12 protein-coding genes are annotated in these 15,547 nt (G+C 71.5%); 3 read left to right on the top strand and 9 right to left on the bottom strand.

The genetic code is table 11. The features are described from left to right. Window positions 1–6: 6 nt before the first annotated feature. The 8 genes from OG892_RS10840 to OG892_RS10805 form a co-directional block, all read right to left on the bottom strand. Window positions 7–1,017 (bottom strand): LLM class F420-dependent oxidoreductase, encoded by a 1,011-nt coding sequence (locus tag OG892_RS10840; protein WP_073735805.1) that lies wholly within the window; start codon window positions 1,015–1,017, stop codon window positions 7–9. A 122-nt stretch (window positions 1,018–1,139) separates the two neighbouring features. Further along, a complete protein-coding gene (locus OG892_RS10835) occupies window positions 1,140–1,955 on the bottom strand; it encodes a hypothetical protein (RefSeq protein WP_371628997.1) in 816 nt (271 codons plus the stop codon). 221 nt (window positions 1,956–2,176) lie between these two features. Next, window positions 2,177–3,115 (bottom strand): N-acetylmuramoyl-L-alanine amidase, encoded by a 939-nt coding sequence (locus OG892_RS10830; RefSeq protein ID WP_328867240.1) that lies wholly within the window; start codon window positions 3,113–3,115, stop codon window positions 2,177–2,179. A gap of 102 nt (window positions 3,116–3,217) precedes the next feature. After that, window positions 3,218–3,862 (bottom strand): class I SAM-dependent methyltransferase, encoded by a 645-nt coding sequence (locus OG892_RS10825; protein WP_328867241.1) that lies wholly within the window; start codon window positions 3,860–3,862, stop codon window positions 3,218–3,220. Between the two features lie 136 nt (window positions 3,863–3,998). Next, window positions 3,999–5,615 (bottom strand): chitobiase/beta-hexosaminidase C-terminal domain-containing protein, encoded by a 1,617-nt coding sequence (locus OG892_RS10820; RefSeq protein WP_371628996.1) that lies wholly within the window; start codon window positions 5,613–5,615, stop codon window positions 3,999–4,001. Window positions 5,616–5,856: 241 nt separating this feature from the next. Further along, a complete protein-coding gene (locus OG892_RS10815; RefSeq protein WP_327336643.1) occupies window positions 5,857–7,185 on the bottom strand; it encodes a M20/M25/M40 family metallo-hydrolase in 1,329 nt (442 codons plus the stop codon). Continuing rightward, window positions 7,182–8,579 carry a cytosine permease gene (locus tag OG892_RS10810; protein WP_073735799.1) on the bottom strand — a complete coding sequence of 466 codons (1,398 nt, stop codon included), beginning with the start codon at window positions 8,577–8,579 and terminating at the stop codon, window positions 7,182–7,184. Before OG892_RS10810 ends, OG892_RS10815 begins: the two co-directional genes overlap by 4 nt. Beyond that, a complete protein-coding gene (locus OG892_RS10805) occupies window positions 8,579–9,532 on the bottom strand; it encodes a DUF1177 domain-containing protein (RefSeq protein WP_073735798.1) in 954 nt (317 codons plus the stop codon). Before OG892_RS10805 ends, OG892_RS10810 begins: the two co-directional genes overlap by 1 nt. A 152-nt stretch (window positions 9,533–9,684) precedes the next feature. Here OG892_RS10805 and OG892_RS10800 point away from each other — a divergent pair, with 152 nt between their 5' ends. Together OG892_RS10800 and pepE are read left to right on the top strand one after the other, a co-directional pair. After that, on the top strand, window positions 9,685–10,506 hold the full coding sequence (locus tag OG892_RS10800; protein WP_073735797.1) for an IclR family transcriptional regulator: 822 nt from the start codon (window positions 9,685–9,687) through the stop codon (window positions 10,504–10,506). 94 nt (window positions 10,507–10,600) lie between these two features. After that, entirely contained in the window at window positions 10,601–11,329 is a 729-nt protein-coding gene (gene pepE / locus OG892_RS10795; RefSeq protein ID WP_328867244.1) for a dipeptidase PepE, read from the top strand. On the opposite strand, the gene OG892_RS10790 is transcribed toward pepE, so the two are convergent. Further along, window positions 11,292–13,085 (bottom strand): MFS transporter, encoded by a 1,794-nt coding sequence (locus OG892_RS10790; RefSeq protein ID WP_073735795.1) that lies wholly within the window; start codon window positions 13,083–13,085, stop codon window positions 11,292–11,294. The two genes, pepE and OG892_RS10790, sit on opposite strands and share 38 nt — an antisense overlap. A gap of 271 nt (window positions 13,086–13,356) precedes the next feature. Here OG892_RS10790 and OG892_RS10785 point away from each other — a divergent pair, with 271 nt between their 5' ends. Further along, window positions 13,357–15,546, top strand: a complete 2,190-nt coding sequence (locus OG892_RS10785) for an acyl-CoA dehydrogenase (RefSeq protein ID WP_371628995.1) — start codon at window positions 13,357–13,359, stop codon at window positions 15,544–15,546. Window position 15,547: the final 1 nt, after the last annotated feature.

Genomic DNA, 15,547 nt, shown 5'->3' with positions numbered 1-15,547 from the left:
CGGCGCTCACTGGTTGAGCTCCGCCAGAACCCGCAGGGTGTGCGGGTCCGGCGCGGTCACCAGTAGGTCGGTGACCGGCCCCTTGCGCCACAACTCCAGCCGTTCCGCGATCCGTTCGCGCGGGCCGACCAGCGAGATCTCGTCCGCGAACGCGTCCGGGACGGCCAGCACGGCCTCCTGTTTGCGGCCCTCCAGGAAGAGCCGCTGAATCCGCCGGGCCTCTTCGGCGTAGCCCATCCGCGCCATCAGGTCCGCGTGGAAGTTGCGGGCGGCGGCGCCCATGCCGCCGATGTAGAAGCCGAGCATCGCCTTCACCGGCAGCAGCCCCTCCGCGACGTCGTCACAGACGTGCGCACGGGCCAGCGGCGCGATCATGAACCCGTCGCGCAGGCCGGTCAGCGAGGTCTCGTACACATCGGGGCGCAGCGGCGACCAGTACAACGGCAGCCAGCCGTCCGCGATCCTGGTGGTCTGCGCGATGTTCTTCGGCCCCTCCGCGCCGAGCAGCACCGGAAGGTCCGCCCGCAGCGGATGGGTGATCGGCTTCAGCGGTTTGCCGAGCCCGGTGGCGTCCGGTCCGTTGTACGGGTGGGAGTGGAACCGGCCGTCCAGTTCGACCGGCGCCTCCCTGGCGAGCACCTGGCGCACCACGTCGACGTACTCGCGGGTCGCGGTCAGCGGGCTGCGGGGGAACGGCCGGCCGTACCAGCCCTCGACGACCTGCGGTCCGGAGAGCCCGAGGCCGAGCATCATCCGGCCGCCGGAGAGGTGGTCGAGGGTCAGCGCGTGCATGGCGGTCGCGGTCGGGGTGCGGGCCGCCATCTGCGCGATGGCGGTGCCCAGCCGGATGCGGGAGGTGTGGGCGGCGATCCAGGTCAGCGGGGTGAAGGCGTCGGAGCCCCAGGCCTCCGACGTCCACACCGAGGTGTAACCGAGATCCTCGGCCTCGCGGGCGAGGTCCAGATGGGCCGGGTCCGGGCCGCGGCCCCAGTATCCGAGAGCGAGTCCGAGCCGCATTTCGCTGCCTCCCAGTGTCCCTGGCATTCTGACGATGCATCAGATGTAGCCGGAGGGTACGACAGCGGCCCCCTGCCCGGAAGGGGCGGGGGGCCGCTGTCGGTGGTGCCGTGCGCCGGGTGTCAGCCGCGCTGGATGCCCGTGGTGTCCTGGAGCACGCCGCGACGGCCGTCCTGGGTCTGTGCGATGAGGGCGGGACCGCGCTGATCGACCGCGAGGTACCAGGTGCCCGGAGCCAGTTCGGCGATCGGGGCCGGCGAACCGTCCTCGCCGTACAGCGGACGGGCCACCGGAACCGCGAACCAGAACGGGGTGAAGTCACCGGCCGGTGCGGCGTCGGCCGCCGGGGCCTGCTGGGCCGGCGCGGCCGCCTGCTGCGGCTCGGGCTGACCGGGCTGACCGGGCTGGCCGGGCTGCGGGGCGCCGTACGGCTGCGGCTGGCCCGGCTGCTGACCGCCGAAGGACGGCTGCTGCTGCGCGCCCGGGTAGCCGTAACCCTGGCCGGGCTGCGGGTGACCGCCGTACGGCGGGTGCACGGCCTGCGGCTTCGGGGCGCCCGCGAGCGGGGCCTTGAGCGCCGGAACCATCGGGGACGCGACCGCGGCACCCGCCAGCACCAGAGAGGCGATCATGCCGAGGATCAGACCGGCGCCGGCTTCGATCGAGCCGAGGTCGAGGATCGTCCACAGGAGGTGCCACGCGGTGATGACCGTGGCGGCCACGCCGAACGCGGCCAGGTCCAGTCCGAGAACCTTGCGCGGCTGGGGCTGCGAGCGGGAGAGCACGATCAGCGCCGCGCCGACCACCCCGACCAGGTAGACACCGATCGCGATGCCCAGCGAATCCCAGGCATTCGGCGCGTCGATGCTGGAGTCCCCATAGGAGTAGTAGTCGAGGAAAGAGGCGATGAACAGCACGACCGCTGCTCCGATCACCACGCCATCGCCTCGAGTGAGGGAGCGGATATTCACGTGAAGGTCCTTAGTCGGTCGTCTTTTTCGGGGCGGTCGTCGCTGCCACCGGTGCGGCGGACACGGCGCGAAGCTCGGGGGCGGCTCCCCATCGTACGGATGAATCTATCGTCTGCCCGGTCGGGTTGTGCCCCCCGTCCGGACGTTGGGCGGGCAACGTCCCGAATTCATCGCAGAACCACCTCTTACTACCCGTTGAGGTAGCTGCTGATGCCGTCGGAGATGCCCTGGGCCGCCTTCTGGCGCCAACTCGCACTGGTGAGCAGGGCCGCGTCCTTCGCATCACGCATATTGCCGCATTCGATGAAGACTTTGGGCACGGTAGACAAATTGAGCCCGCCCAGGTCCTTGCGGGTGTCCAGTCCGGTATTGCCGCCGATGTAATTGGAAGGCGCACTTCCGGTAGCCCGGACGAAGAGTCCGGCGATACGCGTACCGAGATCGCGCGACGGACCGACGATCTTCGAGGTATCCGCGCCGCCGCCGCGCACCGACGCGGGAAGGATCACATGGAACCCCCGGTTGCCGGCCGCCGATCCGTCCGCGTGGACCGAGACGACCGCGTCGGCCCCGGCCTTGTTGCCGATCCGCGCCCGTTCGTCCACGCACGGGCCGAAGGGCCGGTCGTTGTCGTACGTCAGCACCACCTTCGCGCCCTGCGCCTTCAGCAGGGTGCGCATCCGGTGCGCCACGTCGAGGGTGAACTCGGCTTCCGCGTAACCGGCGTTGGTGGAGGTGCCGGTGGTGTCGCACTCCTTGTGCGTGGTGCCGATGTCCACCTGACGGCCGATCTCGGCGGTGTGCAGGTGGTTGCGCGGGTTGTGCCCGGGGTCGATCACGACCGTCTTCCCCGACAGCGGCCCGGTCGGGGCGTCCGGCGCGGACGCGGAGGGGGCGGGCTTGCGCTCGGCGGGGGCCTTCGGGCTGCTGCGCACCGGCGAGGGGGAGGCCGGGGCCGGTGAGGAGGCCGTGCCGGAGGACGGCGACGAGGCCGCCGGGCCGGGCCTGGCCTGCGCGATGTCACCGCCGCCGCAGCCGGTGGCGCCCAGACACAGCGCGGTCAGCGTCGCGGCGGCGAACAGGGCCGGGCGGCGCGGGGTGGGGGGAACGCTCTTGTCGTCACGCACCCGGCGATGCTATCCGGCGGCCGGTGAGGCGTCCGGAGGCCTCGGGACCGGCCTCAGGACCGGCCCCAGGACCGGCCCCAGGGCAGGCGCCGGGGCCGGTCGTCAGATCCCGGGCCCGGTGCGCCGCAGGACCCGCAGCGAGTCGGTGACCGAGATCTCGGTGAACGCCCCGGAGGCCAGCGCCCGCAGATAGATCCGGTACGGGGCCTGCCCGCCGTGCGCCGGGTCCGGGAACACGTCGTGGATCACCAGCAGCCCGCCCTCGGCCACATGCGGGGCCCAGCCCTCGTAGTCGCCGTTCGCGTGCTCGTCGGTGTGGCCGCCGTCGATGAAGACCAGGCCGAGCGGGCCGCCCCAGACGGCCGCGACCTGCGGGGAGCGGCCCACCAGCGCCACCACGTGCTCCTCCAGACCTGCCGCGTGCAGCGTCCGGCGGAAGGTGGGCAGCGTGTCCATCCGGCCGACCTCCGGGTCCACCACGGTCGGATCGTGGTACTCCCAGCCGGGCTGCTGCTCCTCGCTGCCCCGGTGGTGGTCGACGGTGAGGGCCGTGGACCCCGCGGCGCGGGCGGCGTCCGCGAGCAGGATGGTGGAGCGCCCGCAGTACGTGCCCACCTCCAGCAGCGGCAGCCCGAGCGCGGCGGCCTCCGCGGCGGCCGCGTACAGGGCCAGCCCCTCCACCACCGGCATGAAGCCCTTGGCGGCCTGGAACGCGGCGAGAATCTCCGGCTTGGGCTCGGCGGCCACGGGGTTCCTCCAGTTGGGGCGGGATACGGGGACGGGGCATGTCAACGGCGCCCCATCGTGCCGTACGCCCGCGCCCCGGGTGCGCGCGGGGGTCCGTCCGGCCGCGGGGGCGTGCGGCGCCCCCGCGGCCGTCGGCTCAGCCCTTGAAGGCCAGTGAGACGGGCCGGGAGGCGTTCCCGTACGCGTCGACGGCGACGACCTCCGCGCGGTAGCGGTGGCCGGCCACCGCGCCCGTGACCGGGATGTCCAGGGCGTTGGGGCGCGGCATGAAGTAGAAGTCGGACAGCACCTTGGACGAGACGGCCTTCGTGCCGGTCGTCGTGTCCGTGATGTCGACCGTGTAGTGGTGGACCATCTGGTCGTCCCCGGCCTGCGCGACCCGCAGCGCCGTACCGCCCCCGGCGCCGCGCACCGCCGTCAGCGGCTTACGGGGGGTGAACTTCGGGGCCACCGTGTTGCGCCGGTCCGAGGTGTAGCGGAAGTTGTCCTTGATCTGCTGGTTCGTGTTGCCCTTCAGCCGTACCGTCCAGCCGGGACCGCTCAGCGTGCCGGCGCTCGCGTACGGCGGCTGCCAGCTCGCCGACCACTGGCCGCCGGTGTAGATGTCGTGCTTGTCGGCGGCCATGTTGATCCGGTCGATCTCGGTGCGGTCCTTGTAGACCTCGACGAACAGCGCCTGCGCGGTGGGCGCCTCGAAGCGGTCCGCGAGACCGTTCTCCGTGACCATCTGATAGCCGTGGTCGACCTCCACGTACGACATCGAACCGTCGTTGACGGAGGTGAAGTCGCCCTGGTACATGGACCGGTCGTCGTTGTTGTTCAGGTGCGAGTGGCCGGAGAAGAGGATCGCCTGCGGGAAGGCGCCGAGGTCCGCCGCCAGCCCCGGGTTGGTGGCCTGCTGGCCGTCCATCGTGGTGCCCGTCGTCGGCCGGTGGCCCTGGACCAGGACCGGCTTGCGGGAGGCTCCCGGGGCGGTGGTGAGCGCGGCAAGCCGGCTCTTCAGCCAGGCGCGCTGCGCGCTGTCGCGGTCGTACGTCTCGGTGTTGACCGTGAGCAGGTGGACGCCCTTGACGTCCGACTCGTAGTAGCCGCCGCCGGAGTCGGGGAACCAGGCCTTCGGGTAGCCGGCCCGGATCGCGGCGAGGCTGTCGTCGTGGTTGCCGTTGGACATGAGCACCTGGGTGCCGGTCATGCCCTTGCGCTTCAGGTTCGCCTGGAAGATGTCGGAGACGATGCGGTGGTCGGGGCCCTTGCCGTCGCCGTTGTCGTTGATCATGTCGCCGTTCGACAGGATCGCGTCCGGGTGCGGGAAGACCGAGCCGATGGTGTCGAAGAAGCTCTCGTACTTCTTGTCGTTGTTCTTGTGGTCCCCGACATGGACGTCCGACATGACGACGAAGCGGGCGAGCGGCTTCTCCCTCGTCTTGATCAGATAGCCGTACGCGACGGGCACACTGGCCCGCCCGCCCCGGAAGGCGACGGCCGTGACGTTGGTGTCCTCGGTGATCCGCAGCGGCCGGCCGGGGGAGTAGGCGCGGCTCTCCCGGGTCGGGGTCGAACCGTCCAGCGTGTAGCGGACGGTGTCGCCGTGCCCGGCGCGGAAGTTCAGCGACACCGTGTGGTCGTACCGTCCACCGGGGACGCTGACACCGGGTGCGGCGGGCGGGCCGGCGGGCTGCGGCCGGGCCTGCGCGGCGGCCGGGGCGGCGAGCGCCAGGCAGGAGGCGGCGATCACGAGCGGGGTGAGTCTCACGGGGGTTCCTTCTCTGCGCGATGTCGTGATAACGGACCGGTAACCGGTCTGTACCGTCGACGTTAGGCAGCGTGAACCAGCCCGGGGGGAGAGCCGGCTGGCCTTTTGGTGAAGTGCCCGTGAATGTCCGTGGTGCGCCCCCGTGGGACGCCGTACGCCCCCGCAGAAGAGCTCTGCGGGGGCGTACGGGTGGGGTGAGCCCGGGTCGGGGCGGGCCCCTGGCGGAGCCGTGACGCAGCGGTCAGCAGCTCTGCCAGAGTCGGGTCATGACGCGGACGCCGAAGCGCAGTCCCTCCAGCGGGACGCGCTCGTCCACGCCGTGGAAGAGGCGGCCGTAGTCCAGGTCGTGCGGGAGCTTCAGGCCCTTGAAGCCGAAGCAGCGGATGCCCAGGTGGGTGAAGGCCTTGGCGTCCGTGCCGCCGGGGTTGCAGTACGGCACCGGGTGGCCGTCCGGGTCCTCGGCGCGCACCGCGTCGCACATGGCGTCGACGAGCGGGCCGTCGAAGGTGGTCTCCATCGCGATGTCGTGGTTGACCCACTCGCGGCTCACCGAGGGGAGCAGCAGCCTGTCGATGGTGTCGATCAGCTCCTGCTCGTGGCCGGGAAGGAAGCGGCCGTCGACGCGGGCGGTGGCCTTTCCGGGGATCACGTTGGTCTGGTAACCGGCGTTGAACATGGTGGGGTTCGCGGAGTTGCGGAGCACCACCTGCATGAAGTCGGAGACCGGGCCGAGCTTCGCGAGGCTGCCCTCGATGTCGTTCTCGTCGAACTCGACACCGTAGAGCCGGGCGGCCTCTTCGAGCAGCGCGCGGACGGGTTCGATCAGCCGGATCGGGAAGGTCTCGCGGCCGATCCGGGTCAGCGACTCCGCGAGGTCGGTGACCGCGTTCTCGTCGTTGGGCGAGGAGCCGTGGCCGGCCCGGCCGGTGGCGGTGAGCTCCATCCAGGCCATGCCGCGCTGGGCGTTCTCGATCGGGTAGAGGCGCCGGGTGTCGTCGATGGCGAAGGAGAACCCGCCGCCCTCGCCGATCGCCTCCGTGACCCCGGCGAACAGCTCCGGGCGGTGCTCGACCAGCCAGTGGGCGCCGAACTTGCCGCCCGCCTCCTCGTCCGCGAGGAAGGCCAGGACCAGATCGCGGGCGGGCTTGGTGCCGGTACGGGCGAAGTGCCGGGCGGTGGCCAGCATGACGGCCACCGTGTCCTTCATGTCGATCGCGCCCCGGCCCCACAGGTAGCCGTCCCGGATCTCGCCGGAGAACGGCGGCACCTGCCACTCGGAGGCGTCGGCGGGGACCACGTCCAGGTGACCGTGGACCATCAGCGCGCCGCGCTCCGGGTCGCGGCCGGCGATCCGGGCGATGACGCTGGCCCGGCCCGGCGCGGACTCGATGAGCTCCGAGTCGATGCCCACCTCCGCGAGGCGGCCCACCACCCAGTCCGCGCTCGCGCGCTCGTTGCTGGTGGGGTTGGAGGTGTCGAACCTGATCAGCTCGGCGCAGAGGTCGACGACCTCGGCCTGGGCCTCGTCCGAGGCGGGGATCAGGGGTGCGGTGGGTTCGGTGGTGCTCATGCTGCTCCCACGGGGGTGCTGGTGCGGGCGTCGGGGGCGGTGTCGTCCGAGCCGCCCTCGTCGTCCAGGGTGGAGGTGCCGTACGGCTTCACCCAGCCCAGCAGGCCGAGCACGCAGTACAGGACGAAGGCGGTGGCCAGCGAGTTCAGGGCCGGTATGCCGCCGTCGTAGAACTTGCCGACGCAGAAGGCCGCGATCCAGATGACGATGGACATCGGCACCCAGGTCGGCGAGGTCTTCGGCAGGGTCTGGGATTCCCGGGTGTCGTCCAGCGGCTTGCGCATCTTCTTCACGACCCAGTACTCGGCCACGATGATGCCGCCGATCGGCGGGATCGCGACGCCGAGGATCGTGAGGAACTCGGTGAAGTGGGTCATGATCCCGACCGCGGACAGGAGCGTGCCGGCGATGCCGAGGGCGATCGTGACCGCGCCGCGGTGGACGCGCTTGCCGAAGACGACCTGGAAGAAGTTGACGACGCCGAGCGAGGAGCCGTACAGGTTCCAGTCGTTGATCTTGGCGGTGGACATCAGGACCACGACCACACCGAAGGCGCCGGAGGTGGAGAGCACGATGTGCGAGACCTCGTTGCTCTTCACCAGGTGGCCCAGCAGCACACCGGTCAGTCCGACGATGTACTCGGAGAGGATCATCGAGGAGGCGCTCTGCAGGAAGACGTGCGAGCCCTTGCGGTTGTAGCGGGTCATCTCGGGGGAGACGATCGCGCCGGTCATGTAGCCGCCCGCGATGGCGGTGGCGGCGACGGCGAGGGGGATCGTGTCGCCGGGCGGCGGCGAGTGGATCAGGTCGCTGAACGAGTGGTCGTTCAGGGTCCGGATGACGGAGAAGGCGACCATCGCGAAGAACAGCGGCGTGACGATCTTCGCGAAGTTGGCCATGTACTTGAAGCCGAAGATCACCAGGGCGGTGATGGCGATGCCCGCCAGCACGCACCACATCCAGGACGGTCCGCCGACCAGCGCGGAGACGCTGTCGCCGAAGATCGTGTTCTGGACGCCGAACCAGCCGACCAGGCTGACCGCGATGACGAAGCTGACCAGCGCGGAGCCGTTGCGGCCGAAGCCCACCCAGCGGGTCAGCATCGGGGTCGCGAGGCCCTCGCGCATACCGGCCAGGCCGATCGCGAAGATCACGATCTCCAGGATCACCGCGCCGAGCGTGAAGGCGAGGAAGGCGTTGCCGAAGGTCATGCCGACGCCGATGGTGGCGCCCAGCGTGAACTGCGAGATCGAGCCGGACTGGGCCAGCCACTGGAGCAGCATCGACCAGAAACCGAACCGCTTGTCACGCGGGACGCGCGAGAGCGAGTAGTCGTCGCTGCCGATGCTCTTGGTCTCGTTGACCGCGGCGTCGGCCGGAGGGACAGCAGCCATCAGGACTCCTGGGGTGTGCGGCCGAGGGTCTGCAGGTGGGACAGCGACCCGTAGCGGTTGACGAGGTTGTCGAACTCCACCGCGTCGTGGAAGTCCAGGTGGCCCGCGCCGTAGGCCTTGGCGACCTCCACGGCGTAGCGGGCGGCGGAGGCGATGTCGCTCTCGTGACTCGCACCCGTCTGGCAGCCCGGCACCGCGGCGGCCGAGGTGACCGCGAGACCGACCACGGGAGCGGCCGTGGCGGTGGCGGGCTGGAGGATCGAATTGATGTGATGTGCACCGTTACCGTACGGCGTAATGTCCTGAGTCGTCACGGGGTATGTGACCAAGGGCTCACCGGTCACCACGGCCAGCAGCTCACCGAGCTGCTCGCTGACGCGGAGCACCCAGCCCTCCTTGACGGTGGGCGACAGGGCGAGGCCCTTGTGGTTGATGATGCGGTTGCCCTTGGTGGTGTCGATGGAGAGCACGGCCTCCATGGCGTCGGTCACCTCGTGGCGGTTCATGGTGGCGATGTCCACGGGCGAGCCCATGAACGGCACCGGGTCGTGCGGCTCGGTCGGCGCGTCCGGGCAGATGTGGGTGGCGACGATCACATCGCCGGGCAGCACATCGCCGCGGCGGCGCATGTCGAGCAGCTTCGCGGCGGTGGCGACGGCGGAGACGGCTCCGTCGGCGTCGGAGACCAGTCCGATCATCTCGGGCCGGGCGCCGATGCCGCCGAGCCGGCCGACCACACCGAGGGTGCGGGCGGTGCCGCCGGCGGTGCGTCCCCGGGAGCCGGGGATGCGGACCATCACGAAGTCCGTCGAGCCGCGCTCGCCGGCGACCGTGGTGACCTCGGCGGACGAGCCCTCGGCCCCAGCCACGGAGTCGAGGTACTCGACGACCGTCTTCCCATTGGCCTGCGGGTCGTCGAGGAGGTCGACGATGTCCAGTACGTACTTCAACATGGGGGGCCTTTCTCGCGCATCCATCACACCCGTCCGGCGCCCGGCAGGGAGTGGGACGCCGGACGGGGTGCTGAGAGCAGATTCGGGATCGGATAGCGTTGAGCGCAACCATTTCCCGTTATCTGCAACTCAGGTCTGAATGGTGAGATCACATGGCGGACTACGATCTGGACCGGCGGACCCCGGCCGGGGCCCTGCAAACCGTCGACCGGGCGCTCCTGGTGCTGCTCGCGTTCGAGCGGACCAGACCCGACTGGGGCGTCACCGAGGTCGCCGAGGAGTTCGGCTGGGACACCTCGGTGGCCCAGCGGCTGCTCGCCACCCTCGCGGGCCGGGGCTTCCTGGTCTCCGACCCGGCCACCCGCCGCTACCGCATCGGCCCCGCCGTGCTGCGCCTGGGCAGGCTCTGGGAGCGCTCAGGATCGCTGGAGCTGCTCGCCGGACCCGTCCTGGAGGAGCTGCGCCGGGTGACCGGCGACACCGTGCTGTTCTGCCTGCCGGACAGCTTCCACATGCGGTGCGTAGCCGCGGAGGAGGGCGAGACGGGGCCGCTGCGCTACTACCCGCTGGTCGGTGAGCTGTATCCGGCGCACGCCGGGGCGACCAGCAAGTCGTACTACGCCTACCTGCCGGACGAGCAGCGCCACCGGCTCTTCCGGGGGCGCCCGATGGCCCGGTTCACGGACCGGACGGTGACCGATCCGGATCTGCTGGAGGCGGAGCTGCTGAAGGTGCGCGCCCAGGGCTACGCCTGGACGGTCGGTGAGTACGACGCCGGCATCGCGACCGTTGCCGTACCGGTCTTCCTCGGACGCGAACCGTACGGAAGCCTCAGCCTGGGCGGCGCGAAGGAACGGTTCGAGGGGGCGCCGGAGAACCGGCTCGACGCGCTGCGCAAGGCGGCCGACATGCTGGAGAGGCGCCTCACCCATCCACCGCAGCGCCCCAAACCCCGCTCCCGCCGGACCACCTGACCGGCAGTCGGGCCACGCTCCACCTGACCGGCGGCCGGACCCCGCTCCACCCGCACGACGCACGACCTGACCCAAGAGAACCAAGAGGAACCCCGTGAATCTGCTCCTGCTCTCCAACTCCACGCAGTACGGCTGCGGTTACCTGGAACACGCCCTCGACACGGTGCGGACGTTCCTGCCCGCGGAGGCCCGGCTCGCCTTCGTGCCGTACGCGCTCGCCGACTACGCGGCGTACACCACCCGGGTCCGCGACGCCCTGGAACCGGCCGGCATCAGCGTCCGCGGCGTCCACGAGAACGCCGACCCGGTCGCCGAACTCGCCGCGTCCGACGCCGTGTTCATCGGCGGCGGCAACTCCTTCCGGCTGCTCAGCGCGCTCTACCGGACCGGGCTGCGCGACGCCGTGACCGGGGCGGTGCGCGAGGGGCTGCCGTACATGGGGGCCAGCGCGGGGACGAACATGGCCTCGCCCACCCTGCGCACCACCAACGACATGCCCATCGTGCAGCCGCCGTCCTTCGAGACGCTCGGCCTCGTCCCGTTCCAGATCAACCCGCACTACCAGGACCCGGACCCGGACAGCACCCACAAGGGCGAGACCCGCGAGGAACGGCTCACCGAGTTCCTGGAGGAGAACGACGTCCCGGTGCTCGGACTGCGCGAGGGCTCATGGCTGCGGGTCAACGGGCGTCAGGCCCGGGTCCAGGGCGCCCGCCCCGCGCGGCTGTTCGCCCGCGGCGCGCAGCCGCAGGAGCTCCCGGCGGGGACGGACGTCTCTCATCTGCTCACGACGGCACCGAGGTTCGACGCGCCGGTGCGCTGAGCGTCAGCACGAGATCGGACTCGGCGGGCCGTCCGCTCGCCGGATGCGCCGCCGGGTAGGCGCGCGGCGCGTATCCGGCGGCCGATCCGGCCAGCACGAAGCTGCCACCGGCCGGGGCGGCCAGCGCGTACCGGCCCTCCGCGTCCGTCGTGGTGAGCCCGGCCTGCCGGCCCTGCCGGTCGATCAGGGTGACGTTGGCCCCGGCCACCGGGGTCCCGTCCGCGTCGGTGACCCGGCCGCGGAAGCCGGAGCCGGGCAGCGGGAGCGGGAGGCCGGACAGCCGGGCCGTCTCGTCGCCCGCGCTGCTCGCCAGCAGGACCGGCGCGGCGGCCGCCCGCTGCGAGGGCAGGAACGCGGCCAGCACCAGTCCGGCCAGCACCGCGCCCGTCGCGATCATGAACGAGGTGCGGAACCCCTGCATGCTGGGCACCGCGACAGAGCCCATCTGCGTCGAGGTGTGCGCCAGCACCATGCCGATCACCGCGCTGGACACCGAGGTGCCGATGGAGCGCATCAGGGTGTTGAGCCCGGTCGCCGCGCCCGTCTCCGAGGCGTCGACGGCCCCGATGATCAGTGCGGGCAGCGAGGAGTAGGCGAGCCCGATGCCGGCGCCGAGGACCACCGCGATCACGACGGTCTGCCAGGCGGCGCTCATCAGCCCGAGCCCGGCCCCGTATCCGATGGCGATGACCGCCATGCCGAGCATCAGCGACACCTTGGGGCCGTACCGGGCGGACAGCCGGGCGTACAGCGGGGCGACGAGCATCATCGTCAGGCCCAGCGGCGCCACGCACAGCCCGGCGACCACCATCGACTGGCCGAGGCCGTAGCCGGTGGACAGCGGCAGCTGGAGGAGCTGCGGCAGGACCAGTGAGACGGCGTAGAAGGCGACCCCGACCATGATCGAGGCGAGGTTGGTGAGCAGTACCTCGCGGCGTGCGGTGGTCCGCAGATCGACCAGGGGCGCGTCGCTGCGCAGCTCGAACACGCCCCACAGCAGCAGCACCACCAGTCCGGCGGCGACCAGCCCGAGGGTGGTGGGGGAGGTCCAGCCCCAGTCGCTGCCCTTGGTGATGGGCAGCAGCAGGAGGACCAGTCCGGCCGAGAGGCCGAGCGCGCCGGTGATGTCGAACCGGCCGGGGGCCCGCAGCACGGGCTCCGGCACCGCGAGCACGGTCAGCCCCATGGCGAGCACGCCGAGACCGGCCGAGCCGAAGAAGAGGGTGTGCCAGTCGGTGTGCTGGGCGACCAGGGCGGCGGCGGGCAGCGCCAGTCCGCCCCCGACCCCGATCGAGGAACTCATCAGGGCCATCGCGGAGCCGAGCTTCTCGCGCGGCAGCTCGTCGCGCATGATGCCGATGCCCAGCGGGATGGCGCCCATGGCGAAGCCCTGGAGCGCGCGGCCCACGATCATGATCACGAGGTCGTCGGTGAAGGCGCATATCAGGGAGCCGATCACCATCACGGCGAGGCTCGCCAGCAGCATCTTCCGCTTGCCGTTGAGGTCCCCGAGCCGCCCCATGATCGGCGTGGAGACGGCTCCGGCGAGCAGCGTGGCCGTCATCACCCAGGTGGCGTTGGACGGGTCGGTGTCGAGAAGGGCGGGCAGGTCCTTGATGACGGGGACGAGCAGGGTCTGCATCACCGCGACGGTGATACCCGCGAAGGCGAGCACGGGGACGATCCCCTTGCCGGTCTTCGACGTCCCCGGATCAGGAAGCTCCGCGGACTGCTGTTCGTGCGTCGTCTGTGGCATACGTGCGGCCTCCGGGCAGCGGAAGAGGGAGGGACGGGGAAAGGCGTGCGGGCCGTGCGGGCCGTGCTGCGGGCAGCGCTGCCCGCCAAGTGTGTGCACGGTGAAACCTTCCGCATGTCCGAGGTATTCCGGTGAACGGGGTGCGAACAGGACACAGTCGCGGCCGGCGCCGGCCGTCCGGCCCGAAACAGATACTGATCTGACCTTCCGTCAGATTGAAACGTGTTCTACTCTTGCGCCGTTCCAGTGGCTGCGACCGGCGAGGATCCGCATGGGCATCGGAATCACCGAAGAACACAGGGAGCTCGCGCGGGCCGTACGAGGATGGCTCGCCCGCGCCGTACCACCCGGGGAAATCCGCAAGATTCTTGACGCGGACGCCCCCGCTGCCACCGGCGCACGCCCCGAATACTGGGACGGCCTGGCGGAACAGGGCCTCCTCGGCATCCACCTGCCCGAGGAGTACGGGGGAGAGGGCGGCGGACTGCCCGAACTCGCCGTCGTCCTCGAAGAGGCGGGCCGCGCCGCGCTCCCCGGCCCCTGCCTGGCGAGCACCCTCGCCTCGGCCGTGCTGCACGCGTCGAACCCGCGCACCCCCGGCACGGACGAACTGGTACGGGACCTCGCATCGGGCCGCCGCATCGGCGCCGTCGCCCTCGGCCCCGGCAGCCTCACCGCCGTCGAGCAGGAGGACGGCCACCTGCTCGACGGGGAACTCCCCCCGGTCCTCTCCGCCGACGCGGCCGACCTGCTGCTGCTCCCCGCCGCCTCGGTCACCGGCACCCGCTGGTTCGCCGTCGACACCTCGGCCCGGGGGCTGACCGCCCGCCCGCACCGCAGCGCCGACCCGACCCGGCCCACAGCGGAGGTCCGGGCCGAAGGCGTCCTGGTCCCCGCCGGGCGGCTGCTGCCCACCGACTCCGCACTCGTCCGCGACCTCGCCGCCGTACTCCTGGCCGCGGAGGCGTGCGGCACCGCGGCCCGGTCGCTGGACACCGCCACAGAACACGCCAAGGTCCGCGAGCAGTTCGGCCGCCCCATCGGACAGTTCCAGGGCGTCAAACACCTCTGCGCGGACATGCTCGTACGGGTCGAGCAGGCCCGCGCGCTGGCCTGGGACGCCGCCCGCGCGGCCACCGAGACCCCGGAGACCCGGTCCATGACCGCGGCCCTCGCAGCGTCGGCCGCCCTGGACGCCGCCTACACCTGCGCCAAGGACGCCATCCAGATCCTCGGCGGCATCGGCTTCACCTGGGAGCACGACGCCCACCTCTACCTGCGCCGCGCCCTGGTCGCACGGCAACTGCTGGGCTCCGGCGACGCCCACCGCCAGCGCGCCGTCCGGCTCGCCGCCGCCGGGGCCCGCCGCAGCCTCACCCTGGAGCTGCCGCCGGAGGCCGAGGCGCACCGAGCGGCGGCCCGCGAGGCCGTCGCCGCCGCCCGTGGCCTGGACCCCAGGGCCGCCCGCAGCGCCCTCGCGCCCACCGGCTACGCCGCCCCGCACCTGCCCGCGCCCTACGGACTGGACGCCGGACCCGTACAACAGCTCGCCGTACAACAGGAGTTGCGCGAACAGGGGGTGAAGCTCAGCGACCTCTCCATCGCCACCTGGGTGGTGCCCTCACTCATCGCCCACGGCACGGCCGAGCAGCAGGACCGCTACCTCCTGCCCACCCTGCGCGGCGAACTCCAGTGGTGCCAGCTGTTCTCCGAACCCGGCGCCGGCTCCGACCTCGCCTCGCTGCGCACCCGCGCCGAACGCGTCCCCGAGGGCTGGCGGATCAACGGCCAGAAGGTGTGGACGAGCGCCGCCCAGTGGGCCGACCACGGCATCCTGCTCGCCAGGACGGACCCGGACGCGCCCAAGCACCGGGGTCTCGGCTACTTTCTGGTCGACATGAAGAACACCGCGGGCATCGACATCCGCCCGCTGAAGGAGATCACCGGCGACTCCCTCTTCAACGAGGTCTACTTCGACGACGTGATCCTGCCCCCCGACGCCCTGGTGGGCGAGGCCGACGGCGGCTGGCGGGTCGCCCGCAACACCCTGGGCAACGAACGCGTCCACATGGCCGACCAGATGTCCTTCGACACCGGACTCGAAGCCCTGATCGACCGCTCCGCCGGACTCGACGGCGCCTGCCGGGCCCGGATCGGCGCACTCGCCGCCGAGGCCCACGCACTGGCCTGCATCGGGCTGCGCACCACACTGCAACAGGTCTCAGGACTGGAGCCGGGCGCGGGCGCCTCCGTACGCAAACTCATCCAGACCGCCCACCAGCAGAAGGTCGCCGAACTCACCCTCGAACTCCTCGGCCCCGCAGGCGCGGTGGCCGAAGGAGCCGGGGAACGGGCCGTGCACGGATTCTTGATGTCCCGCTGCCTGACCATCGCGGGCGGCACCACACAGGTTCAGCTCAACGTCGTCGCCGAGCGCATCCTCGGCCTGCCCAGGGACTGAA

It is taken from the genome of Streptomyces sp. NBC_00341 (assembly GCF_041435055.1).
Taxonomy (GTDB): domain Bacteria; phylum Actinomycetota; class Actinomycetes; order Streptomycetales; family Streptomycetaceae; genus Streptomyces.
Note: the sequence above shows the minus strand (reverse complement) of the source record. Positions and strands in the feature narration are given on the sequence as shown.

Coding starts and splice junctions, on each gene's coding strand:
- OG892_RS10840 (WP_073735805.1), bottom strand. CDS start 1,017: ATGCGGCTCGGACTCGCTCTCGGATACTGGGGCCGCGGCCCGGACCCG.
- OG892_RS10815 (WP_327336643.1), bottom strand. CDS start 7,185: ATGAGCACCACCGAACCCACCGCACCCCTGATCCCCGCCTCGGACGAG.
- OG892_RS10810 (WP_073735799.1), bottom strand. CDS start 8,579: ATGGCTGCTGTCCCTCCGGCCGACGCCGCGGTCAACGAGACCAAGAGC.
- OG892_RS10805 (WP_073735798.1), bottom strand. CDS start 9,532: ATGTTGAAGTACGTACTGGACATCGTCGACCTCCTCGACGACCCGCAG.
- OG892_RS10800 (WP_073735797.1), top strand. CDS start 9,685: ATGGCGGACTACGATCTGGACCGGCGGACCCCGGCCGGGGCCCTGCAA.
- OG892_RS10790 (WP_073735795.1), bottom strand. CDS start 13,085: ATGCCACAGACGACGCACGAACAGCAGTCCGCGGAGCTTCCTGATCCG.
- OG892_RS10785 (WP_371628995.1), top strand. CDS start 13,357: ATGGGCATCGGAATCACCGAAGAACACAGGGAGCTCGCGCGGGCCGTA.